Below are 23,890 nucleotides of genomic sequence, written 5' to 3' on the forward strand. Positions count from 1 at the left end.
GTGTGCCTCGTGCGTCTGCGCAAGGTGATTCCTGAGGGTGGGGGGTGGCAAGGAGGTACCGGCGGACAGCGGCAATGCGTCGTACTGGCCGGTAACTCGGCGACGAGCCATGAGCATGCCATGGCCGTGCGCACGCGACGCCCACAATCCGGCCACATCCGAACGTGACCTGAACCACGGCGATTTCAAGCCGCGGTGCAGGCCGGATCACCCACCTGTATCTCCGTACGACCCCGCCGCTAGGACGACGGCTTCTCCTCACCCTGTGCGGCCCGCAGATCGGCGAGGAGCTCGGCCTGTCCGGCCAGGACGCCGGACAGGATGGTGCGGGCCACCCGCAGGAGCTCGGCGACGTGCGGACTCGTCAGCGAGTAGTACACGTTCGCGCCCTCCTTGCGGGTCCTGACCAGGTTGGCGCGCCGCAGCACCGCCAGCTGCTGGGACAGATGCGCGGGCTCGATGCCCACCTCGGGCAGCATTTCGGCGACCGCGTGCTCGCGCTCGCTCAGCAGCTCCAGGACGCGGATGCGTGCCGGGTGGCCGAGTGTCTTGAAGAACTCGGCCTTCAGTTGGTACAGCGGCGCGCTCACGGTGTCGCCCCTTCCCCGGCATGGCGGCGCGGCACCGCCTGCCGGACCTCGGTGCATCGTGTCCGCCTACTCGTCAGGAACATGCGGCCCATCTTCTCGTGCGACCGCGTCGGATCCGAACACGGTGACCAGCGCACCCGGAATCAGCTAAATAATTGCTAAATTTCGCAATTGCGCAGCTCCATCCCTCGGGGAGGGGGTGCTCCGGGAACCCCCTACCCTTGTCACATGAGCAGCATCGACCGGAGCCGGCCCGTGGGCGTGAAGACCTACGAAGTGCGCACCTACGGGTGCCAGATGAACGTCCACGATTCCGAGCGATTGTCCGGGCTGCTCGAAGAGGCCGGTTATGTGCGCGCCCCCGAGGGGTCGGACGGGGACGCGGACGTCGTCGTCTTCAACACCTGCGCCGTACGGGAGAACGCCGACAACCGGCTGTACGGCAACCTCGGTCGCCTCGCGCCGAAGAAGGCGGCCCGGCCCGGTATGCAGATCGCGGTCGGTGGCTGTCTGGCGCAGAAGGACCGCGACACCATCGTGAACAGGGCGCCCTGGGTGGACGTCGTCTTCGGCACGCACAACATCGGCAAGCTGCCGGTCCTGCTGGAGCGCGCCCGCGTCCAGGAGGAGGCACAGGTCGAGATCGCCGAGTCCCTGGAGGCGTTCCCCTCCACGCTGCCGACGCGGCGCGAGAGCGCGTACGCGGCCTGGGTCTCGATCTCCGTCGGCTGCAACAACACCTGCACCTTCTGCATCGTCCCGGCCCTGCGCGGCAAGGAGAAGGACCGCCGCCCCGGCGACATCCTGGCCGAGGTCGAGGCGCTGGTCGGCGAGGGTGTCTCCGAGATCACGCTGCTCGGGCAGAACGTCAACGCGTACGGCTCCGACATCGGTGACCGCGAGGCCTTCAGCAAGCTGCTGCGCGCCTGCGGCACCGTCGAGGGCCTGGAGCGCGTCCGCTTCACCTCCCCGCACCCGCGCGACTTCACCGACGACGTGATCGCGGCCATGGCCGAGACGCCGAACGTGATGCCGCAGCTCCACATGCCGCTCCAGTCCGGCTCGGACACCGTCCTGAAGGCGATGCGCCGCTCGTACCGGCAGGAGCGCTACCTCGGGATCATCGAGAAGGTCCGCGCCGCCATCCCGCACGCCGCGATCACCACGGACATCATCGTGGGCTTCCCGGGCGAGACCGAGGAGGACTTCGAGCAGACCCTCCACGTCGTCCGCGAGGCGCGTTTCGCGCAGGCCTTCACCTTCCAGTACTCCAAGCGGCCCGGCACCCCGGCCGCCACCATGGAGAACCAGATCCCCAAGGAGGTCGTGCAGGCGCGCTACGAGCGTCTCGTCGCCCTCCAGGAGGAGATCTCCTGGGAGGAGAACAAGAAACAGGTCGGCCGCACCCTGGAACTGATGGTCGCCGAGGGCGAGGGCCGCAAGGACGGCGCCACGCACCGCCTCTCCGGCCGCGCCCCCGACAACCGCCTGGCCCACTTCACCAAGCCGGAGCAGGAGGTACGCCCCGGCGACGTGGTCACCGTCGAGGTCACTTACGCCGCCCCGCACCACCTCCTCGCCGAGGGCGCCGTTCTCGGCGTGCGCCCCACGCGCGCGGGTGACGCCTGGGCGAAGCGCAACGCGGCGGAGGCGGCGAAGCCGGCCGGCGTGATGCTCGGCCTGCCGCAGATCGGCGCCCCGGCGCCGCTGCCGGTGGCGACGAGCGGGTGCGGCTGCGACTGACGCTGATCGATCCGGCCTCGATCCGGCCGACGTGCTCGACGAGGAGTGACGTCAGGACCGCCGTACGGCGTTACCCTGCCGATCATGCTTGTCGCCGCAGCCGTCTGCCCCTGTCCACCGCTCCTCGTGCCCCAGGTCGCCTCGGGCGCCGCAGCCGAGCTGGACGCCGCGCGTGCCGCGTGCACGGACGCGCTCGGGGTGCTCGCCGCCGCCCGTCCCGACCGGCTGGTGGTGGTCGGGCCCGCGGGGGAGAGCGGAAGCGGGCCTCATCCGCAGGGCGCCCGGGGTTCCTTCCGCGGTTTCGGCGTCGACCTCGACGTACGGCTCGGCCCGGGGCGGGCCCCGGCGTCCGAGCGGGAGCTGCCGCCGTCGCTCGCCGTCGCCGCATGGCTGCTGGAGCGGACCGGCTGGGCGGACGCCCCGATCGAGGGACTCGGTGTGGAGGAATCGCTCACGGCCGAGCGGTGCACGGCGGTCGGAAGGGACATCGGAGCGCGGGCCGATCGGGTGGCACTGCTGGTGATGGGCGACGCCAGCGCCTGCCGCACGCTCAAGGCGCCGGGCTACCTCGACGAGCGGGCGGCACCCTTCGACGCGCAGGTCGCGCGTGCGCTGGGCGCGGCGGACGTGGCGGCACTGGAGGCCCTGGACGTCGAGCTGGCGTACGAGCTGAAGGTCTCCGGCCGAGCCCCCTGGCAGATCCTCGCGGGCGCGGCCGAGGGCGCGAACCTCACCGGCGCGCTGCTCTACGAGGACGCGCCCTATGGGGTGGGGTACCTGGTCGCCGCCTGGTCCTGAACACGTCCCGGAAACGGCGGACGGCCGGGAGCCCCCACGCTCCTCGGCCGTCGGCCGATCCGCCCGCCGGGCCACCGCCCCGACCGCTCAGGACGCCGGTGGCGGCGCCTCGGGCGGTGTCGCCGTGCCCTCACCCGGCTCGGTGCCGCTCTTCTGCACGAAGCGGTCCATGGCGCCCTTGGCCTTGTCGGTGCCCGCATGGATCTTTTCGCTGTACTTGCCCTTGGTCTTCTCGTCGACGGCCTTCGCGACCTTGTCGAGACCGTGCTCAAGTTTGTCGATCTTGTCCTCGTGATGGTGCGCGAGGTCCGACACCTTCTCCTTGGCCGGGGCGAGCTTGGCCTTCAGGGTGTCCAAGAGATGCATGGTCCACCTTCCCTCGCGGGTCAGCTATGTACGGGCGCCCTCACCGGCGTCGTTGTCGGCGGCCTTCTCGGCCGCCTGCTGCTTGGGAATGTCGGCGCTCTCGGCGGCGGCACCCTTGGCGGCGTCGGTCGCGGCCGCCGCCGCGCTCTCGTCGCCGTCTCCCGCCGATCCCTTCGCCTCCGACAATCCCTTCGGCGCGTCCTCGGCCGTCACCTTCGCCACGTCCTCCGCCACGTCCTCCGCCTCGGCCCCGGCCGGCTCCGCGCCGACCCGCGCCTCGGCGGCGGAGGTCTCCTCCGTCGCCTTCGACTTCCCAAGAAGTCGTGCAAAAACTCCCATATCCACTCCATACGTTACTCGTGCGGGCGAAATCCCGCGTCACCCGGAGCGTCCGTTTGCGTCGCCCGGGTCACCGCCCCTCGAAACCGGCGGCCGGATCCTCGCAACGGGCAACGACGCCGAACCCGGCGCGTCACGTAACCCGTTCGAGACGTGGTCGCGAGGTTTGCGAGACTGGTGCGGTGAGCAGCGCACCCTCCGCCCCCCGCGTCATCGCCGTCGTCGGTCCCACCGCGGCCGGAAAGTCCGATCTGGGCGTCTTCCTGGCCCAGCAGCTGGGCGGTGAGGTCGTCAACGCCGACTCCATGCAGCTCTACCGCGGGATGGACATCGGCACCGCCAAGCTGACGCCCGAGGAGCGCGGCGGCGTCCCGCACCACCTGCTGGACATCTGGGACGTGACCGTCACCGCCTCCGTCGCCGAGTACCAGAAGCTGGCCCGCGCCAGGATCGACGACCTGCTCGCCCGGGGGCGCTGGCCGATCCTCGTCGGCGGCTCCGGCCTCTACGTCCGCGGAGCCGTCGACAACCTGGAGTTCCCCGGCACCGACCCCGAGGTCAGGGCCCGGCTGGAGGCGGAGCTCGCGCTGCGCGGCTCCGGGGCGCTGCACGCGCGTCTCGCCGCCGCCGACCCCGAGGCCGGGCGGGCGATCCTGCCCAGCAACGGCCGCCGTATCGTCCGGGCCCTCGAGGTGATCGAGATCACCGGCCAGCCCTTCACCGCCAACCTGCCGGGCCACGACTCCGTCTACGACACCGTCCAGATCGGGGTCGACGTCGCCCGTCCCGAGCTCGACGAGCGCATCACGCGCCGGGTCGACCGGATGTGGGACGCGGGTCTGGTCGAGGAAGTGCGCGCACTGGAGGCGCAGGGCCTGCGCGAGGGGCGTACGGCGTCGCGCGCGCTCGGCTACCAGCAGATGCTCGCCGCGCTCTCCGGGGAGTGCACCGAGGAGGAAGCGCGGGCCGAGACCGTGCGCGCCACCAAGCGCTTCGCGCGCCGTCAGGATTCATGGTTCAGGCGCGATCCCCGCGTGCAGTGGTTGAGTGGGGCCGCGACGGATCTCACAGAACTTCCGCACCTCGCACTGGCGTTGGTCGAACGACCGGTTACAGCCTGATCACGTGATGGCATCGGGATGCGCCGCCGGTCATCGAGGCCTCCGACGCCGTGCCATCATCGAGCTTCGATCGACCAAGTGGAGTCCTAGTTGGGAGGGCGCGTGGCGATGGAGGCCGGCCCTCGCGACACCGCACAGGCGGCACAAGACACCGAGCACATCGGCGTCGGCGGCGTAGAACCGGAACCGGGTGAGGGCCCTCTGAGCTCCGACGGGCCCGACGAGACCGCGGGCGGTGTGACCGACGACGGTCCGGAGCCCGAGGAGATGTTCGCCGGCGGACCGGAGGTCGAGGTCGAGCTGCGCCCCCAGCGCCGGCTGCGCATCTGGCAGCTCGCGCCCATCGTCGGCCTGGCCGCGGTCGGCTCCCTGATGTTCGCCTTCCCCCTCGCCTTCGACTTCGGCGACAGCGGCGCGGTGATCGCCATGCTGGGCCTGCTGATCTGCTGCTGCGCCGCGGGCTGGGGCATGATGGCCGCCCGCCGCGTGGGCTACACCTTCCCCGGCCTGCCCCCGAGGGGCTCCGGACGCCGCCCGGACTGGCGGGTCGTCATCGGCTACGTCCTGCTGGTGGCGGTGATCGCGGTCCTCGCCGTGTGGCGCGTGGCCCGGCTGCGCTAGCCGGTCCGCCGTACCCACCCGTACGTCCCGTACGGCTGTCGTACCGACCCCGTACGATCGAGGAATGAGCACGCGGATCGCCTTCCTCAAGGGTCACGGCACCGAGAACGACTTCGTGATCGTCCCGGACCCCGAGAACGTCATCGACCTGACCCCGGCCGCCGTGGCCGCCCTGTGCGACCGCCGCGCCGGCATCGGCGGTGACGGCGTGCTGCACGTCGTGCGCTCCGCCGCGCACCCGGAGGCCAGGGACATGGCGGCCGACGCCGTGTGGTTCATGGACTACCGCAACAGCGACGGCTCGATCGCGGAGATGTGCGGCAACGGCGTCCGTGTGTTCGCGCGCTACCTCCAGCACGCCGGACATGTGGCCGAAGGGGACCTCGCGATCGCCACGCGCGGGGGAGTGAAGGCCGTCCACATCGCCAAGGACGGTGACGTCACCGTCGGCATGGGCAGAGCGCGTCTCCCCGAAGGGGACGTCACGGTGAGCGTCGGAGAGCGCAGCTGGCCCGCGCGCAACGTGAACATGGGCAACCCGCACGCGGTCGCCTTCGTCGACGACCTCGCGCACGCCGGCAAGCTGCTCGACCCTCCGCCCTTCAGCCCCGCCGCCGCGTACCCCGACGGGGTCAACGTCGAGTTCGTGGTGGACCGCGGGCCCGGCCATGTCGCGATGCGCGTGCACGAGCGCGGCTCCGGCGAGACCCGCTCCTGCGGCACGGGCGCGTGCGCCGTCGCCGTGGCCGCCGCGCGCCGGGACGGCGCCGACCCGACCGCCACCGGAACCCCGGTGACGTACACCGTGGACGTGCCCGGCGGACGTCTGGTCATCACCGAGCGACCCGACGGCGAGGTTGAGATGACCGGTCCGGCGGTGATCGTCGCCGAAGGCGGCATCGACGCCGAGTGGCTGGAAAACGCGGCTCGCTGACCGCGCGAAACGCAGCTCCCGCAGCCCTGGGCGCATGGATCCGTGGATCCCGGCGTCCGGGGTGGTGCGAAACGACGGCAGAGCGCGAGGCAGGTGGCGCAAAACCGTAAACCTCCAAATCGTCGCTCGAATGGGTGATCCGTTTCACGCTCGGCGAGAGCGGCTCTGTCGGGCGTGATGGGCTCGGTAGCATCAAGCACCGGCACGGACGGGGGAACGTCGCCAACCCTGAGCCGCGTATGCCCTGGGGCCCCGTCCGCCGGTCCACGAGCCGGAGGTGCCCATGAGTGCGGAGGCCACGAACCCTGCGACCCCAGGCCCTGTAGCCCCTACAGCGGCCCGCAGGAAGGCCCGCCCCCGGATCGACCTGCGTCGACTCGGCCGCGTCGCGCTGCTCGGTCCTGCCGGCCGCGACCGCTTGCCGGACGCCATCGGCCATGTCGCCGAGGCCCACCGCGCCCACTACCCCGACGCCGACCTCGAACCACTGCGCCGGGCCTACGTCCTGGCCGAGTCCTCGCACCGCGGCCAGATGCGCAAGAGCGGCGAGCCGTACATCACCCATCCGCTCGCCGTGACCCTGATGCTGGCCGAACTCGGTGCCGAGACCACCACCTTGACGGCCTCTCTGCTCCACGACACCGTCGAGGACACCGACGTGACGCTGGATCAGGTGCGGGAAGAGTTCGGCGAGGAAGTGCGCTATCTCGTCGACGGCGTCACCAAGCTCGAAAAGGTCGACTACGGAGCCGCGGCGGAACCCGAGACGTTCCGCAAGATGCTCGTCGCCACCGGGAGCGACGTCCGTGTGATGTCGATCAAACTCGCCGACCGGCTGCACAACATGCGCACCCTCGGCGTCATGCGCCCCGAGAAACAGGCCCGCATCGCCAAGGTCACCCGCGACGTCCTCATCCCGCTCGCCGAACGGCTCGGCGTCCAGGCACTGAAGACCGAACTGGAGGACCTCGTCTTCGCGATCCTCCACCCCGAGGAGTACGAACACACCCGCCGTCTGATCGCCGACAACGCGGCCCGCCCCGACGACCCGCTCGCGGAGATCGCCGACGAGGTGCGCACGGTCCTGCGCGACTCCGACATCCAGGCCGAAGTCCTCATCCGCCCACGTCACTTCGTCTCCGTCCACCGGGTGGCCCGTAAACGCGGACAACTGCGCGGGGCGGACTTCGGCCGGCTGCTGGTCCTGGTCGGCGAGGACGCGGACTGCTACGGCGTCCTGGGCGAGCTGCACACCTGTATGACGCCCGTCGTCTCGGAGTTCAAGGACTTCATCGCCGTACCGAAGTTCAACCTGTACCAGTCGCTGCACACCGCGGTGGCCCACCCGGACGGCCAGGTCGCCGAAGTCCTCATCCGCACCCACCAGATGCACAAGGTCGCCGAGGCCGGGGTCGTCGCGCTCGGCAATCCCTACGCTCCTCCTTCGGAGGAGCAGTCCGCGAGCGACGGCGAGCGCGCCGACCCCACCCGCCCCGGCTGGCTCTCCCGCCTCCTCGACTGGCAGGAGGCCGCGCCCGACCCCGACACCTTCTGGTCCACCCTGCGGGAGGACCTGGCCCAGGACCGCGAGATCACCGTCTTCCGGCCCGACGGCGGCACGCTCGGCCTGCCCGACGGCGCCACCTGTGTCGACGCCGCCTACGCCCAGTACGGCGAGGACGCGCACGCGTGCATCGGCGCGCGCGTCAACGGCCGCCTCGCCACCCTGAGCACGGTCCTCCGGGACGGCGACAGCGTCCAGCTCCTCATGGGCCAGGACCCGGCCTCCGAGCCCTCCAGGGAGTGGCTGGAGCACGCGCACACGCCGGCCGCGCGCATCGCCATCCAGCGGTGGCTGGCGGCGCATCCGGAGGGTGAGGCGGCGCGGGACGCGTCCGCCGGCACGCGCGCCCAGGAGACCGAGGCCGGTGCGGGCCCGGACGGACCGGCAGCCGGTCCCGGCGCCTCCGCCGCGCGCGTCACCACGGATGCCCCCGGCGCTCGCTCCGGGAGCGACGCCCGAGCCGCGCTCCCCCGAGGCGCCGACGTCCTCGTGGACCCGCCGGGAGCCGCCGTACGGCTCGCCGGGTGCTGCACTCCCGTACCGCCCGACCGGATCACCGGATTCGCCGTGCGCGGCGGAGTGGTGACCGTGCACCGAGTGGAGTGCGCCGCGGTGGCCCGGATGACGAGTGCAGGGCGCGCAGAGGTCGATGTGCGCTGGGGTGACACCACCGAATGCCGGGTCACGCTGGTCGCCGAATCGTTCGGCCGCCCCCATCTGCTCGCCGACCTCACCGAAGCGATCGCCCTGGAAGGCGCCGAGATCGTCTCCGCGACTGTCGAACCGCCCAGCCAGCAGCGCGTACGCCACACGTACACCCTCCAACTCCCCGACGCGGCCCACCTGCCGGCCCTCATGCGGGCGATGCGGAACGTACCCGGCGTGTACGACGTGAGCCGGGCCCAGCACCAGGCCCCCGCCTCCTCCTGAGGGATGACACCGCAGGCCTCCTGAGGAACCGACCCGACCAACCCGTTCGGGTGGGCCGGGCGCGCGTCGCCGCCGCAGGGCGGGCGAGCGCTGGTAGCCGTGGTGCATGCTGCTCACCCTCCGCACCCGCCCTCCCCGGTCGAAGAGGACGAGGATCTCCCGGCACCGCACGGCGGCCCTCCTCGCCTCCGCCGTCTCCGTCTGCCTCCTGGCCGCGAGCGCCCCCGCCGAGCCGCTGGGCGTCGGCGACCGCCTCTTCCCCTACCTGGGCAACCCGGGATACGACGTCACGTCGTACGACCTCTCCTTCGCCTATCCCGGCACCAACGACAAGCCCCTCCGGGCCGTCACCACGATCGACGCCCGGACGACCGCCGACCTGGACCGCGTCAACCTCGACTTCGCGCACGGCAAGGTCGAGTCCGTCGAGGTCGACGGCCTGCCGGCCACCTTTGCCGCCGCCGGTGAGGATCTGGTCGTCACTCCTCAGGTGCCGCTGCCCAAGGGCTCCTGGATGCGGATCACCGTGCGGCACACCAGTGACCCGATGCCTGTCAAGGGCCGGGACGGCGGCTGGGTGCGGACCTCCGACGGCCTCGCCATGGCCAACCAGGCCGACGCCGCGCACCTGGTGTTCCCGTGCAACGACCATCCGTCGGACAAGGCGATGTTCACCATCCGGGTCACCGCCCCCGACGGCTTCACGGCCGTGGCCAACGGAGTTCCGGCCGGTGTGGGCCGGGACGGCGGCGCGACCACCTGGACGTACCGGACCGAGCACCCCATGGCCACCGAGCTCGCCCAGGTGTCCATCGGCCGCTCCGCCGTCCTGCACCGCACCGGACCCCACGGGCTGCCGGTGCGCGACGTGGTCCCCGCCGCCGACAGCAAGGCCCTCGAACCTTGGCTCGCCAAGACTCCCGACCAGATCGCCTGGATGGAGAGCAAGGTCGGTGCCTACCCCTTCGAGACGTACGGCCTGCTCATGGCCCAGGCCTCCACCGGCTTCGAACTGGAGACCCAGACTCTCTCCCTCTTCGAGAAGGAACTGTTCACCGAGCCCGCCTACCCCAAGTGGTACATCGAGTCGGTCATGGTGCACGAGCTGTCCCACCAGTGGTTCGGCGACAGCGTCAGCCCCCGCAGCTGGTCCGACCTGTGGCTGAACGAGGGGCACGCCACCTGGTACGAGTCCCTGTACGCGCAGGAGAAGGCGAACAAGCCCATGGCCGACCGCATGAAGGCCGCCTACGGCGCCTCCGACCGCTGGCGTGCCTCGGGCGGCCCGCCCGCCGCCCCCAAGCCGCCCAAGGAGGGCCAGAAGATCAGCATCTTCCGGCCCAACGTCTACGACGGAGCCGCGCTTGCGCTCTACGCCCTGCAGCAGGAGATCGGGAAGGACGCCTTCCAGCGTCTGGAGCGGGCGTGGGTGCGCGACCACCGGGACGGCACGGCGAGTACGGCCGACTTCGTGGAGCTGGCCTCGCGGATCGCCGGCCGCGACCTCGGCGGGTTCCTCAAGGACTGGCTCTACGGCGAGAAGACCCCGCCGATGCCGGGCCACCCGGACTGGACGTCCACGCCGCCCGCCAAGGGCGCGCAGACCAAGGACGCACCCGCCAGGAGCGCACACGGCAAGGCCCTGCCCGGCAAGGCCGCGCACGGCGAATAAGACGGTGACGAGACGGGGCGTCCCGTGCGACCATCTTCGGGTTGGCGTGGTACGGGTCCGGGAATCTCCCAGGAGACTCGTACGTTGTGCACAGTGACCGCCGTAGCACAATGACCGCCGCATCGGAATCCCCATCGACGTAAGGACCCAATGACCTCCTCTTCTTCCTTTTCCCAGGACACCAAGCGCTTCGCGCACGCCTACCCCGAAGGTCTTCGGGCCGATGCCCTGATGGAAGAGGACGTCGCCTGGAGCCACGAGATCGACGGAGAGCGGGACGGCGACCAGTTCGACCGCTCCGAGCGCGCGGCCCTGCGCCGCGTGGCGGGCCTCTCTACCGAGCTCGAGGACGTCACCGAGGTCGAGTACCGCCAGCTCCGCCTGGAGCGGGTCGTGCTCGTCGGCGTCTGGACCTCGGGGACCGTGCTGGACGCGGAGAACTCCCTCGCGGAGCTCGCCGCCCTCGCGGAGACCGCGGGCGCGCTCGTGCTCGACGGCGTGATCCAGCGCCGCGACAAGCCCGACGCGGCCACCTACATCGGCTCCGGCAAGGCCGAGGAACTGCGCGACGTCGTGATCGAGACGGGCGCGGACACCGTCATCTGCGACGGTGAGCTGAGCCCCGGCCAGCTGATCCACCTCGAGGACGTCGTCAAGGTCAAGGTCATCGACCGTACGGCCCTGATTCTGGACATCTTCGCCCAGCACGCCAAGTCCCGGGAGGGCAAGGCGCAGGTCGCGCTCGCGCAGATGCAGTACATGCTGCCGAGGCTCCGGGGCTGGGGTCAGTCGCTGTCCCGCCAGATGGGCGGCGGCAAGGGCGGCGGTCTCGCCACCCGTGGTCCCGGTGAGACCAAGATCGAGACGGACCGGCGCCGGATCCGCGAAAAGATGGCGAAGATGCGCCGGGAGATCGCGGAGATGAAGACCGGCCGCGAGATCAAGCGCCAGGAGCGCAAGCGCAACAAGGTGCCGTCCGTCGCCATCGCGGGCTACACCAACGCCGGCAAGTCCTCCCTGCTCAACCGCCTCACCGGAGCCGGCGTCCTGGTCGAGAACGCCCTGTTCGCGACCCTGGACCCGACCGTCCGCCGGGCGGAGACCCCGAGCGGCCGGCTGTACACACTGGCGGACACCGTCGGCTTCGTCCGGCACCTGCCGCACCACCTGGTCGAGGCGTTCCGCTCCACCATGGAGGAGGTCGGCGACGCCGATCTCATCCTGCACGTGGTGGACGGCTCGCACCCGATCCCGGAGGAGCAGCTGGCCGCCGTGCGCGAGGTGATCCGGGACGTCGGCGCCACCGACGTGCCCGAGATCGTCGTGATCAACAAGGCCGACGCGGCCGACCCGCTGGTGCTCCAGCGGCTGCAGCGGATCGAGAAGCGCTCCATCGCGGTCTCGGCCCGCACCGGCCAGGGCATGGCCGAGCTGCTCGCGCTGATCGACAACGAGCTGCCGCGCCCGTCCGTCGAGATCGAGGCGCTCGTGCCGTACACCCACGGCAAGCTGGTCGCCCGTGCCCACACCGAGGGCGAGGTGATCTCCGAGGAGCACACCGCGGAGGGCACGCTGCTCAAGGTGCGGGTGCACGAGGAGCTGGCCGCGGACCTGGCACCGTACGTGCCCACTCCCGCGGCCTGACCCGTACAGCCCGAAGGCCCGCCTCCTGCTCGGCGCAGGGGGCGGGCCTTCGGTGTGCCGGGGTCACTGACCGCCGTACGTCCTGCTCATGTTCTGGTAGAGCCCCTCGGCCTCCTTGCCCAGCTGCGGGCCCGCGAGCCAGGTGTTGTCCGCCGGACCGATCGAGGTGTTCGACACCAGTTCGGTCTTTCCGTCCACCACCCGGAACCAGCCGCCGCCGGACGAACCGCCGGTCATCGTGCAGCCGATCCGGTACATCGTCGGCAGCACCGGGCCGAGCGACAGCCGGCCGGGCCGGTCGATGCACTTGAACATCTTCAGACCGCTGTACGGCGGCGCCGCCGGGTAACCCCAGGCGCCCATCTTGGGGACCTCGGTCGCGGACGGGGCCGAGAAGTCGACGTCCAGCGCCGCGCCGACCGTCTCCTCCAGGGACTTCGACCCGGACTCCGGCTTCACGTGCAGCACCGCGTAGTCGTACGCGGCACCCGCGCCGCCCGTCTCCGAGCCGCCCTGGATCCACTCGTTCGAGGTGGACGCCCAGTCCGCCCACCAGGTGCCGTACGGGGCGATCTGCGAGCTCGTGGCATCGGCCAGCTGCGACTCCGGCTTGCCGAGGTCGTTGTACGACGGCACGAAGGTGATGTTGCGGTACCAGCCGCCGCCCTTGCCTGCGTGCACACAGTGGCCCGCCGTCCACACGAGGTTGGACCTGCCCGGGTGGTTGACGTCCTTGACGACCGTGCCGGAGCAGACCATCGAGCCCTCGGGGGAGTCGAAGAAGACCTTGCCGACGGGGGCCGCGTTGTCGTGGTACGGCGTCTTCTCCGCCGCGGCCCGCACCGGCTGCGGATCCGGGTCGCTGACGCCCTGGTCGGCGGCGGCGTCCTTCGCCGTGACCGTCTTGTTGGCCTCCTTCGCGGACCGCATCCGCTCCGGCTTCCAGAGGCCCTCGATCACCGGGTTGACGAAGTCCTTGGCCTCACTGAGCCACTTGTCCTTGTCCCAGTTCTTCCAGCCGCCGTTGGCCCACTTGTCGACATCGATGCCGTGGTCCTTGAGCTTGCTCGCGATGTCGGCCGGGATCTCGACCTTGCCGGCGTCGTCGGCCGCCGAGGTGGCCGTGGCGCCGGGCTTGTCGCTCGACTTGTCGTCACCGGAGCCGTTGCAGGCGGTGGCGGTGAGCGCCAGGGCCGCGACCAGACCGGTGGCGGCGAGGACGGTGCGCCGCCGTCCGCGCCGGTGCGCGAAGGGCGTACGTATGGAACGCATGCTGCGATTACCCCCGTTGAAGCGATGTTGACACCCCACTATGCCCGTGGGGTTGGGGACGAACGGCGGCGAGCCGGTGAAGGTTTCCGCGACCCGCCGCGCCGCCGTCCGTGCTCCGGCCGCGCAGGCTGGCCGCTACTGCCCGGCGAACTTCTTGCTGACCGAGTCGTAGACGCCCTTGGCCACATCACCCAGCCGCGGACCCGCGAGCCAGCCCGCGGTGACCGGGCCGATGGAGGTGTTGGACACGAGCGTCGGCTTGCCGTCCGAGCCCGTCTCCACCCAGCCGCCGCCGGAGGAGCCACCGGTCATCGTGCAGCCGATCCGGTACATCGTCGGGTCCGACTTGTTGATCGACAGCCGTCCCGGCTTGTCCTGGCACTGGTAGAGCAGGCTTCCGTCGTACGGCGGCGCCGCCGGGTAGCCGGTGGCCGTGATGCTCTGCACCTTCGGCACGGCCGGGGCGTTGAAGTTCACCGGCAGCGCCGAACCGACCGTCTCCTCCAGCGACTTGCCTCCGCTGCCCTGCTCGGGCGTCACATGGATCACAGAGTAGTCGTACGAGGCGCCGTCGCCGCCCGTCTCCCCGCCCTGGTCGATCCACTGCTGCGAGGTCTGGGCCCCGTCGGCCCACCAGACGCCGTACGGTGCGATCTCGTCCCTGGTGGCCTTCTGCAGCTGCTCGTTCGTCATGCCCTTGTCGTTGTACGACGGCACGAACACGATGTTGCGGTACCAGCCGCCCTTCTTGCCGGCGTGCACACAGTGACCCGCCGTCCAGATGAGGTTGGACTTGCCCGGGTGGGCCGGGTCCTTCACCACCGTCGCCGAGCAGACCATCTTGCCCTCGGGGGCGTCGAAGAACACCTTTCCGGAGGTGGCCGCATGGGCGTGGTACGTCGGCTGCACCGCCTGCGCCTTGACCGGCGTCGGCGTCGGGTCGGTCACGCCCTGGTCACCGGAGATGTCGTTCTCGTCGACACCCTTGTCGGGGTCGTTGGCGTCCCGCATGCGGTCCGGGTCCCACAGACCCTTGATGATCGGGTTGATGAAGTCGTTGGCCTCGCGCAGCCAGTCGTCCCTGTCCCAGTTCTTCCAGGCGCCGTTCTTCCACTTGTCGATGTCGATCCCGTGCTCTTTGAGCTTGTTCTTGATGTCGTCCGGGATCTTGATCTTGCCGTCGCTGCTGTCCCCGCCGGTCGCGGCGGCGGTCGCCTGCCCGCCGGCGTTGTCGTCACCGGAGCCGTTGCAGGCGGTGGCGGTCAGCGCCAGCGCCGAGGCGAGGGCGACGGCCGCCAGCACGGGGGAGGTTCTGCGAGGCGCGCTCCCTCCTCGGCGAACGGTGAAGGACGGCCGTATGGATCGCATGGTCTTGACTCCCCCTGCTGTAAAGGAACTAGGCGCTGTGCCCGCGACATCGGCCGGAACTCATGGGGAGTTCGCGACGGTCCCACGGACGTCCGGAACGGCATCACACACTATGCGCTCGCTGTGGGGGACTTCCGACGGAACGGCAACGGTTCCGTCACGGCAAGGATCTTGAAGCAACCCGTAACCAGCTGGGCGGTTCGGGGTTGTAGCGGTGTGGGGGCTGCTGCCCACGCCCGTCCCCACGCATCAACTCGCCTCTGGACAGCGGGAGGACAGCGAGCCGTGGCCGTGACCGAATCGGTGACCGGGGGGACATCCCGGGGAGCGCGCGCCGCGCACGAGGGGATTCTGAGGCGCCAGTCGGCGCGCGAGTCGGCAGCGCGCACCTATGCGCGCGCCCTCCCGATCGTGCCGGTGCGAGCGCGCGGGCTGACGATCGAGGGCGCCGACGGCCGCCGCTACCTCGACTGCCTCTCCGGCGCCGGAACACTCGCCCTCGGCCACAATCACCCCGTCGTCCTGGAGGCCATCCGCAAGGTCCTCGACTCGGGCGCCCCTCTCTCCGTCCTCGACCTGGCGACCCCGGTCAAGGACGCCTTCATCACCGAACTGTTCCGCACCCTGCCACCCGGCCTGGCCGATCGTGCCCGCGTCCAGTTCTGCGGACCGGCCGGCACCGACGCCGTCGAGGCCGCGTTCAAGCTGGTCCGAGCGGCGACCGGACGCACCGGGATCCTGGCCTTCACCGGCGCCTACCACGGGATGACCAGCGGAGCCCTGGCCGCGTCCGGTGGCGCCTGCGACGTACGGGTCGCCCGCCTCCCGTACCCCCAGGACTACCGCTGCCCCTTCGGAATCGGCGGCTTGCGCGGCGCCGAACTCGCCGCTCGCTGGACCGAGTCCGTCCTGGACGACCCCAAGTCCGGCGTGCCCCTTCCCGCCGGGATGATCCTGGAACCCGTTCAGGGCGAGGGCGGGGTGATTCCCGCCCCCGACGATTGGCTGCGGCGCATGCGGCAGATCACCGCCGCCCGGTCCGTCCCGCTGATCGCGGACGAGATCCAGACCGGCGTGGGACGCACCGGTGCCTTCTGGGCCGTGGAACACAGCGGCGTGACCCCCGATGTGATGGTCCTGTCCAAGGCCATCGGCGGCAGCCTCCCGCTGGCCGTGGTCGTCTACCGGGAAGACCTCGACGTCTGGCAACCCGGCGCCCACGCCGGCACCTTCCGGGGCAACCAGCTCGCCATGGCCGCCGGCGCCGCGACCCTCGCCCATGTCCGCGAGAACGGCCTCGCGGAGCGCGCGGCCCTGCTGGGCTCCCGGTTGCTGACCCAACTGAGGGAACTCGAGCGGGAGTTCCCTTGCGTGGGGGATGTCCGGGGGCGGGGGCTGATGATCGGCGTCGAACTGGTGGATCCGGAGGGGGATGATCCGGTGGGGACGGTTCCGGTGGGGGCGGATCCGATGGCGGGCGATCTCATGGGGGAGGGCGGCCCGGGCGGACTCGGACCCGGTCCCGCGGAAGCTCCCGAACGGACGGTCGCCGGGCTGGAGCCCGCCCGCACTCCTCGTCCCGCCGCCCCCGAACTTGCCACCGCCGTCCAGCGGGAGTGCCTGCGCCGCGGTCTGATCGTGGAAATCGGCGGCCGCCACTCAAGCGTCGTACGGCTCCTCCCGCCCCTCACCATCAGCGACGAGCAGGCGGCGGCCGTACTCGACCGGCTGACCGACGCGGTGGCGGCGGTGGCCCGCGGCGCCACCGCACAGGTCGTCCCACCTCGGTCGCAACGCTGAACCAGGCGCCTTGCGCCCCTGTTCCTGCACCGCCGACGCAGTTCTCCAGCACATCCGAACGCTCCAAGGAACAGTCTTGAACGCGATCCCCATCCCCAACGGCCGTTCCCGCACTCCCTCGCACGACGACTCCCACGGCACCCAAGCCCCGCCCCTACCGCCGGCCGAGCCGGTACCCCAGCAGAAGCCCCGCACAACGGAAGCCGAGCACCCACGAGGTACCGCCACCGACCTCCTGGACCACCCCGACCCGCACGCCGCCGCCCAGGCTGCCGCCGTGGAGAACCTGCTCCGCTGCTGGGTACGCGAGACGAACCTGGCGGCCCCCGACACCGACACCCTGCACATCCCGCTGCCCACCAGCGGTGTCTCTCTGACCGCACCCGTCCACTACTGGTCTCCGACAGGCTGGCACCGCTTCGGACTTCCGCGCCTGGCCGATGCCCCGCAGGACGCACCACCGCTCGACGCTGTCACGCTCGCGGCGCTGCTCACCCGGGAGGCGCCCGGCAGGCCGGATGCCGCCTGCACCGGCCCGCAGGCCGCCGTGAGCACCGACGGCGGTGACCTCGTGGCCCGGGTCGCCGACTCCGTACGCCGTACCGCCACCTTCATCACCGACCGGCGCGAGCGACCCGCTGACGGCCCCGACCTCTTCCTCGGCGCCGAACAGGCACTCCTGCTCGGCCACCCCTTCCACCCGACTCCGAAGAGCCGCGAGGGCCTGTCCGAGGGCGAGTCCCGCCTGTACTCACCGGAGGTGAGCGGCTCCTTCCCGCTGCACTGGATGGCTGTCGCCCCCTCCGTGCTCGCGGTCGACTCGGCCTGGACCGAGCGCGGCCGGCCCGTTCCGGCCGACCTGCTCACGACACGGCTCGCCGGCCCCGGACTGCCGCTGCCCGATGGTTACGCCGCCCTGCCCCTGCACCCCTGGCAGTCACGCGAGGTCCGGCACCGCGACGAGACCGCTGCTCTGTTCGACGCCGGTCTGCTCCGCGACCTCGGCCCCCACGGCTCGCCGTGGCACCCCATCTCGTCCGTACGCACTGTTCACCGGTCCGGCGCCCCCGCGATGCTCAAGCTGTCGCTGGGCCTGCGGATCACCAACTCCCGCCGTGAGAACCTGCGCAAGGAGCTCCACCGCGGTGTCGAGGTGCACCGCCTGCTGCGCGCCGGCCTGTCCAAGGCGTGGCAGGCCGTGCACCCCGGCTTCGACATCGTCCGCGACCCGGCCTGGCTGGCCGTCGACGGCCCGGACGGCCGCCCCGTGCCCGGACTGGACGTGGTGATCCGGCACAACCCGTTCGCCCCGTCCGACGACGTCTCCTGTATCGCCGGTCTGGTCTCGCCCCGGCCCTGTCCTGCCGCTGCCTCTGTCGACAGTCCCATGCCGGAGGGGACGCCGCGGGTCGGATCCCGGCTCGCCCACGTCGTCACACGGCTCGCCGAGAGGACCGGTCGGTCCCGGGGGGCGGTCGCCGCGGAGTGGTTCCTGCGCTATCTGGAACACGTCGTGCGCCCCGTGCTGTGGCTGGACGGCGAGGCCGGAATCGCCCTGGAGGCACACCAGCAGAACACCCTGCTCCTGCTGGACGGCGACGGCTGGCCCGCGGGCGGCCGCTACCGCGACAACCAGGGCTACTACTTCCGTGAGTCCCGGCGCGCCGAACTCGACGCCCGGCTGCCCGGCATCGGCGAGCACAGCGACACGTTCGTCTCCGACGAGGTCACCGACGAACGCTTCGCGTACTACCTCGCCATCAACAATGTGCTCGGCCTGATCGGCGCGTTCGGCTCCCAGCGCCTCGTCGACGAACAGCTCTTGCTCGCCGCCTTCCGCCGCTTTCTCACCGATGTCGCCTCGGGACTCGCCCCGCTGCGGACCTCCCTGCCGGCCCGGCTGCTGGACTCACCGGTGCTGCGCTGCAAGGCCAACCTGCTGACGCGTCTGCACGGGCTCGACGAGTTGGTCGGCCCGGTCGACACCCAGTCCGTCTACGTCACTGTGGCCAACCCCCTTCACTGCTGAACCCACACGACCCACCTCGTCTTTGATAGGAGCCCGCCGTGTCTTCCACCGACGCGAGCGCCGATGCCGTCACTGTCCCTGTTCACCCCGGTTGCGCCGGTCTTGGCGGGGACAATGAGGACACGCTGGACCTGCGCCTGCCCGACGAACTCCTTGCCCTCATCGCCGGGGAGGCGGCGGAGGGTCTCGTCCCGGTCGAGGACAGACCTGCACCGGTCGAGGACCGTTTCGCGTCCCCCGACGACGACCTGCTCGACCGCGTCGGCGACTGGGGCCCGTTCGTCACTCCGGTGGGTCCGTTCCAACTGGTCCCCGTCCAGGTCGACCGCGACCTTCCCCTCATCAGCCGCTGGATGAACGATCCCGCCGTCGCCGCGTTCTGGGAACTCGCCGGTTCCCGCGCTCAGACCGAGGAGCATGTACGCGCTCAGCTCAACGGTGACGGGCGAAGCGTCCCGTGCGTCGGCGTGCTGGACGGCACCCCGATGAGCTACTGGGAGATCTACCGGGCGGACCTGGACCCGCTTGCCCGCCACTATCCGGCCCGCCCGCACGACACCGGTGTCCACCTCCTCATCGGCGGTGTCGCCGACCGTGGGCGGGGTCTGGGGTCCGCCCTGCTCAGAGCCGTGGCCGACCTGGTGCTCGACCGACGCCCCGCCTGCGCGCGCGTCGTCGCGGAACCCGATCTTCGCAACACGCCCTCCGTAGCCGCGTTCCTGAATGCCGGGTTCCGGTTCGCCGCCGAGGTCGACCTGCCCGCCAAGCGGGCCGCCCTCATGATCCGGGACCGGTCCCTGCGCGATCTGATGTAGCCCCCAGTGACGACCGCTTCTCGCCACGTCCCACTTCTCGCCCCGTCCTACCTCTCGCCACGTCTCACCTCCAGCCCGTCCCAGCCCTCGCCCGTCCCGCCCGAGGAGTCCCGGCCGTGCTCCGACCCCTGCTCCCGCCCCCCGTCCCGCCCCTGGTCCCGCCCTCGGTCCCAGCGTTGATCACCCGTTTGTCAGTGCCGGGTCGTAGGGTGGTCGCGCTATGACGAAGCCCTCACTCCCCGAACTCCTGCATGCCGCCGTCACAGCCGTCGGCGGTACGGAGCGCCCCGGCCAGGTGACCATGGCCGAAGCGGTCGCCGAAGCGATCGACGACGGATCCCATCTGCTGGTCCAGGCCGGCACCGGCACCGGAAAGTCGCTCGGCTACCTGGTGCCCGCCCTCGCGCACGGGGAGCGCGTCGTCGTGGCGACAGCCACCCTCGCCCTGCAGCGCCAGCTCGTGGAGCGCGACCTGCCGCGCACCGTCGACGCACTGCACCCGCAGCTGCGCCGCCGTCCGGAGTTCGCGATGCTCAAGGGCCGGTCGAACTACCTGTGCCTGCACCGGCTCCACGAGGGCGTGCCGCAGGACGAGGAGGAGGGCCTCTTCGACCAGTTCGAGGCGGCCGCGCCCACCAGCAAGCTGGGTCAGGACCTGCTGCGGCTGCGGGACTGGGCGGACGAGACCGAGAGCGGTGACCGCGACGACCTCACGCCGGGCGTTTCCGACCGGGCCTGGGCCCAGGTGTCCGTGTCCTCCCGGGAGTGCCTGGGCGCCTCGAAGTGCGCGTACGGCGCTGAGTGCTTCGCCGAGATGGCCCGCGAGCGCGCCAAGCTGGCCGAGGTCGTCGTCACCAACCACGCCCTGCTCGCGATCGACGCCATCGAGGGCGCTCCGGTCCTGCCCCAGCACGAGGTGCTGATCGTGGACGAGGCCCATGAGCTGGTCTCGCGGGTCACCGGTGTCGCGACCGGCGAGCTCACGCCCGGGCAGGTCAACCGTGCGGTGCGCCGTGCGGCGAAGTTGGTCAACGAGAAGGCCGCCGACCAGCTCCAGACCGCCGCCGAGGGTTTCGAGCGGCTGATGGAGCTGGCTCTGCCGGGTCGCCTGGAGGAGATCCCGGAGGACCTCGCCTATGCCCTGATGGCGCTCCGGGATGCCGCCCGCACCGTGATCTCCGCGATCGGCTCGACCCGCGACAAGTCCGTTCAGGACGAGGACGCGGTGCGCAAGCAGGCGCTGGCCTCGGTGGAGACGGTCCACGACGTGGCGGAGCGCGTCGTGAACGGCTCGGAGTGGGACGTCGTCTGGTACGAACGGCACGACCGCTTCGGGGCCTCGCTGCGTGTCGCCCCGATGTCCGTCTCCGGTCTCCTCAGGGAGAAGCTCTTCGCGGACCGTTCCGTCGTCCTCACCTCGGCAACGCTCAAGCTCGGCGGTGACTTCAACGGAGTGGGCGCCTCCCTGGGGCTCGCCCCCGAGGGCACGGAGGGCGAGGACCTCCCCCAGTGGAAGGGCGTCGACGTGGGCTCGCCCTTCGACTACCCCAAGCAGGGCATTCTTTATGTCGCCAGGCATCTGTCGCGCCCGGCGCGCGACGGCGACCGCGCCGACATGCTCGACGAGCTGACCGAGCTCATCCAGGCGGCCGGTGGCCGCACGCTCGGTCTGTTCTCCTCGATGCGCGCCGCCCAGCTCGCCGCCGAGGAACTGCGCTCGCGGATTCCCGAGTTCCCGATCCTGCTCCAGGGCGAGGAGACCCTCGGGGAACTGATCAAGAACTTCGCCGCGGACCCGAAGACCTGTCTCTTCGGCACGCTGTCGCTGTGGCAGGGCGTCGACGTCCCAGGTCCCAGCTGCCAGCTGGTCGTCATGGACAAGATCCCGTTCCCGCGTCCCGACGACCCGCTGATGAGCGCCCGCCAGAAGGCCGTCGAGGACGCCGGCGGCAACGGATTCATGGCGGTCGCCGCGACTCACGCGGCGCTCCTCATGGCGCAGGGCGCCGGGCGTCTCGTCCGGGCGTCCGGGGACCGTGGTGTGGTCGCCGTGCTCGACCAGCGGCTGGCCACCGCGCGGTACGGCGGCTATCTCAAGGCGTCACTGCCCGACTTCTGGTTCACCACGGACCGTAACCAGGTTCGGAAGTCACTGGCCGCCATCGACGCGGCGGCGAAGCAGAAGGAAGCGGAGTGATCGCTGGGTAGCCTGTCCCGGCACCGGGACAGGCTACCCAGCGATACCAAGCGGCCAGGGAGCCGGGCCGGGACAGAACAGGGCCCCGGAACCGGCGCAGGGGTCCCGGGGCCCGGTCAGGGGACGAGCCTGTCGTGCTCGCCCGCCGCAGCCGTCACACGCGCCGCAGCACCGCGACGACCTTGCCCAGGATGGTCGCGTCGTCGCCGGGGATCGGCTCGTAGGCCGAGTTGTGCGGGAGGAGCCAGACATGGCCGTCCTCGCGCTTGAAGCGCTTGACGGTGGCCTCGCCGTCCAGCATGGCGGCCACGATGTCGCCGTTCTCGGCGACCGGCTGACGGCGCACGGTGACCCAGTCGCCGTCGCAGATCGCGGCCTCGATCATCGAGTCGCCGACGACCTTGAGGACGAACAACTCGCCGTCACCCACGAGCTGCCGGGGCAGGGGGAACACGTCCTCGACCGATTCCTCGGCGAGGATCGGACCGCCGGCGGCGATACGGCCGACCAGCGGGACGTACGACGCGGCGGGTTTGCCCGCGGTGTCCGTCGGCTGCACCGTCACCGCCTGGTCGGAGCCGCGCACCTCGTACGCGCGCGGGCGGTGCGGGTCGCGGCGCAGGAAGCCCTTGCGCTCCAGTGCCATGAGCTGGTGCGCGACCGAGGAGGTGCTGGACAGTCCGACGGCCTGGCCGATCTCCCGCATGGACGGCGGGTAGCCGCGCCGCTGCACGGAATCCCTGATGACTTCGATCACCCGGCGCTGCCGGTCGGTGAGCCCCGAGCTGTCCGCCCGGATGCCTGGAGGTCGGCCTGGCAGCGAGCGCTTGTGCGCCTCGGGATTCGTGGCTTCGTTCATCGCGTGCACCGGGTCCAGTCGGCCCTGGGAGCGGTCCTGGGCAGTGATGGTGGCACTGTCTGCGGTGGTGGTCACGTCGGCCCCTCTCGATGGTCTCCCTGCTGGACAACGGTAGTTGCTTTCGAAAGGTTGCGCCAAACACACGTTCGAGTGAAAAACCGCGATTCACCTTACGTAATCGTGTGTCTGGGTGTATGGCTAACGCGGCACCTGGCGGACAAAAGGGCCCATTGTTGTACTCTTCACCGCCGGGGTGATGACCTCGTGGGTTGTGTCCCAAGTCTGCCATCCGGAACCCGGTCAACCGGGATCCGGTCCCCTTCTGCGCCGGAGTCCTACGTGACCTCCGTGCGGCGCCCACCGTATCTCCGTAAGCGTCGCAGCGGTACGCAGGCGCACGTGTGTGTTCCGTAGCGGCTTGCCTGCCGTGTCGTGCGGATACGCGCGCGTGCGACACGCGCGTACGGTCGATGTATCTGCCAAGCCCCACATCTAGTGGTTGGATTGCAGCAGCAGCCCACAAGTTGTGGTCCCCCGGGTCTTCGGTGTCTCGGAGATCGCCTATGCTTGGGGCTGCTTCGAGGGGCCCAAGAGGTCTCGCGAGGCTGTTCAGTCTGCTGTGAGGAGGGTTGGAGATCATGCACTGCCCCTTCTGCAGGCACCCCGACAGCCGTGTGGTCGACAGTCGTACGACCGACGACGGCACGTCGATCCGCAGGCGCCGCCAGTGTCCTGACTGCTCCCGTCGTTTCACGACCGTGGAGACGTGCTCGCTCATGGTGGTCAAGCGGTCCGGAGTCACCGAGCCCTTCAGTCGTACCAAGGTCATCAATGGCGTGCGCAAGGCATGCCAGGGGCGGCCTGTCACCGAGGACGCACTCGCCCAGCTCGGCCAGCGGGTCGAGGAGGCGGTGCGGGCCACCGGAAGCGCCGAGCTGACCACCCACGACGTGGGGCTGGCCATACTCGGCCCGTTGCAGGAGCTCGACCTCGTCGCCTATCTGCGATTCGCCTCCGTCTACCGGGCGTTCGACTCGCTGGAGGACTTCGAGGCAGCCATCGCGGAGCTCAGGGAAACGAGGCGAGGCCCCGCCGTGGACGACGAAGACGCGGGAGCGGGGAGCCAGGAAGACGACCGCGGGACCGGAGGGACCAGCCAGGTTCCGGTGCCCGCCCACGCCGCCGACTGACCGGCGGACCGGAGCGGGGCGGAGGCCCTGGATCCGGC

19 protein-coding genes are annotated in these 23,890 nt (G+C 70.8%); 13 read left to right on the forward strand and 6 right to left on the reverse strand.

Annotation, left to right across the window (positions count from 1 at the left end; translation table 11 throughout):
- Positions 1-239 precede the first annotated feature (239 nt).
- Positions 240-590 (reverse strand): ArsR/SmtB family transcription factor, encoded by a 351-nt coding sequence (locus tag ACZ4EG_RS04425; RefSeq protein ID WP_263213396.1) that lies wholly within the window; start codon positions 588-590, stop codon positions 240-242.
- A gap of 228 nt (positions 591-818) precedes the next feature.
- On the opposite strand from ACZ4EG_RS04425, the gene miaB reads away from it, so the two are divergent.
- The gene (gene miaB / locus ACZ4EG_RS04430) at positions 819-2,333 is read left to right on the forward strand and encodes a tRNA (N6-isopentenyl adenosine(37)-C2)-methylthiotransferase MiaB (protein ID WP_453555577.1); all 1,515 of its coding nucleotides are present in this window, start codon (positions 819-821) and stop codon (positions 2,331-2,333) included.
- A gap of 84 nt (positions 2,334-2,417) precedes the next feature.
- Positions 2,418-3,131: a class III extradiol dioxygenase subunit B-like domain-containing protein gene (locus ACZ4EG_RS04435; protein ID WP_467789510.1), complete on the forward strand. Its 714-nt coding sequence runs from the start codon at positions 2,418-2,420 to the stop codon at positions 3,129-3,131.
- 87 nt (positions 3,132-3,218) lie between these two features.
- Here ACZ4EG_RS04435 and ACZ4EG_RS04440 read toward each other — a convergent pair whose 3' ends face one another.
- Both ACZ4EG_RS04440 and ACZ4EG_RS04445 read right to left on the reverse strand, forming a co-directional pair.
- Entirely contained in the window at positions 3,219-3,497 is a 279-nt protein-coding gene (locus tag ACZ4EG_RS04440) for an antitoxin (RefSeq protein WP_363299455.1), read from the reverse strand.
- 24 nt (positions 3,498-3,521) lie between these two features.
- Complete coding sequence (locus ACZ4EG_RS04445) at positions 3,522-3,836, reverse strand: hypothetical protein (RefSeq protein ID WP_467789511.1); 315 nt, start codon at positions 3,834-3,836, stop codon at positions 3,522-3,524.
- Between the two features lie 182 nt (positions 3,837-4,018).
- Here ACZ4EG_RS04445 and miaA point away from each other — a divergent pair, with 182 nt between their 5' ends.
- The 6 genes from miaA (at position 4,019) to hflX (ending at position 12,322) form a co-directional block, all read left to right on the forward strand.
- Entirely contained in the window at positions 4,019-4,957 is a 939-nt protein-coding gene (gene miaA / locus ACZ4EG_RS04450; protein ID WP_453555571.1) for a tRNA (adenosine(37)-N6)-dimethylallyltransferase MiaA, read from the forward strand.
- Between the two features lie 108 nt (positions 4,958-5,065).
- A complete protein-coding gene (locus tag ACZ4EG_RS04455) occupies positions 5,066-5,578 on the forward strand; it encodes a hypothetical protein (protein WP_453555643.1) in 513 nt (170 codons plus the stop codon).
- Between the two features lie 64 nt (positions 5,579-5,642).
- Positions 5,643-6,512 (forward strand): diaminopimelate epimerase, encoded by an 870-nt coding sequence (gene dapF, locus ACZ4EG_RS04460; protein WP_467789512.1) that lies wholly within the window; start codon positions 5,643-5,645, stop codon positions 6,510-6,512.
- A gap of 283 nt (positions 6,513-6,795) precedes the next feature.
- On the forward strand, positions 6,796-9,006 hold the full coding sequence (locus ACZ4EG_RS04465) for a RelA/SpoT family protein (RefSeq protein WP_467789513.1): 2,211 nt from the start codon (positions 6,796-6,798) through the stop codon (positions 9,004-9,006).
- A gap of 106 nt (positions 9,007-9,112) precedes the next feature.
- On the forward strand, positions 9,113-10,678 hold the full coding sequence (locus tag ACZ4EG_RS04470) for a M1 family metallopeptidase (RefSeq protein ID WP_467789514.1): 1,566 nt from the start codon (positions 9,113-9,115) through the stop codon (positions 10,676-10,678).
- 150 nt (positions 10,679-10,828) lie between these two features.
- Positions 10,829-12,322, forward strand: a complete 1,494-nt coding sequence (gene hflX, locus ACZ4EG_RS04475) for a GTPase HflX (RefSeq protein WP_467789515.1) — start codon at positions 10,829-10,831, stop codon at positions 12,320-12,322.
- Between the two features lie 63 nt (positions 12,323-12,385).
- Here the strand turns inward: hflX and ACZ4EG_RS04480 are convergent, their stop codons facing one another.
- Positions 12,386-13,594 carry a trypsin-like serine peptidase gene (locus ACZ4EG_RS04480; protein ID WP_467789516.1) on the reverse strand — a complete coding sequence of 403 codons (1,209 nt, stop codon included), beginning with the start codon at positions 13,592-13,594 and terminating at the stop codon, positions 12,386-12,388.
- Between the two features lie 135 nt (positions 13,595-13,729).
- Entirely contained in the window at positions 13,730-14,962 is a 1,233-nt protein-coding gene (locus tag ACZ4EG_RS04485) for a trypsin-like serine peptidase (RefSeq protein ID WP_467789517.1), read from the reverse strand.
- A gap of 285 nt (positions 14,963-15,247) precedes the next feature.
- Here ACZ4EG_RS04485 and ACZ4EG_RS04490 point away from each other — a divergent pair, with 285 nt between their 5' ends.
- The 4 genes from ACZ4EG_RS04490 to ACZ4EG_RS04505 all read left to right on the forward strand — a co-directional run bounded on the left by ACZ4EG_RS04490 (position 15,248) and on the right by ACZ4EG_RS04505 (position 21,803).
- Positions 15,248-16,762, forward strand: coding sequence for a diaminobutyrate--2-oxoglutarate transaminase family protein (locus ACZ4EG_RS04490; RefSeq protein ID WP_467789518.1), 1,515 nt, complete (start codon positions 15,248-15,250; stop codon positions 16,760-16,762).
- A 76-nt stretch (positions 16,763-16,838) separates the two neighbouring features.
- Positions 16,839-18,791, forward strand: a complete 1,953-nt coding sequence (locus ACZ4EG_RS04495) for an IucA/IucC family protein (protein ID WP_467789519.1) — start codon at positions 16,839-16,841, stop codon at positions 18,789-18,791.
- Between the two features lie 38 nt (positions 18,792-18,829).
- Positions 18,830-19,606: a GNAT family N-acetyltransferase gene (locus tag ACZ4EG_RS04500; protein WP_467789520.1), complete on the forward strand. Its 777-nt coding sequence runs from the start codon at positions 18,830-18,832 to the stop codon at positions 19,604-19,606.
- Positions 19,607-19,826: 220 nt separating this feature from the next.
- A complete protein-coding gene (locus tag ACZ4EG_RS04505; RefSeq protein WP_390730573.1) occupies positions 19,827-21,803 on the forward strand; it encodes an ATP-dependent DNA helicase in 1,977 nt (658 codons plus the stop codon).
- A gap of 154 nt (positions 21,804-21,957) precedes the next feature.
- Here ACZ4EG_RS04505 and lexA read toward each other — a convergent pair whose 3' ends face one another.
- The gene (gene lexA, locus ACZ4EG_RS04510) at positions 21,958-22,737 is read right to left on the reverse strand and encodes a transcriptional repressor LexA (protein WP_263213418.1); all 780 of its coding nucleotides are present in this window, start codon (positions 22,735-22,737) and stop codon (positions 21,958-21,960) included.
- A 563-nt stretch (positions 22,738-23,300) separates the two neighbouring features.
- Here lexA and nrdR point away from each other — a divergent pair.
- A complete protein-coding gene (nrdR, locus tag ACZ4EG_RS04515) occupies positions 23,301-23,852 on the forward strand; it encodes a transcriptional regulator NrdR (RefSeq protein ID WP_390707541.1) in 552 nt (183 codons plus the stop codon).
- Positions 23,853-23,890: the final 38 nt, after the last annotated feature.

It is taken from the genome of Streptomyces sp. NPDC025638, from assembly GCF_055558775.1.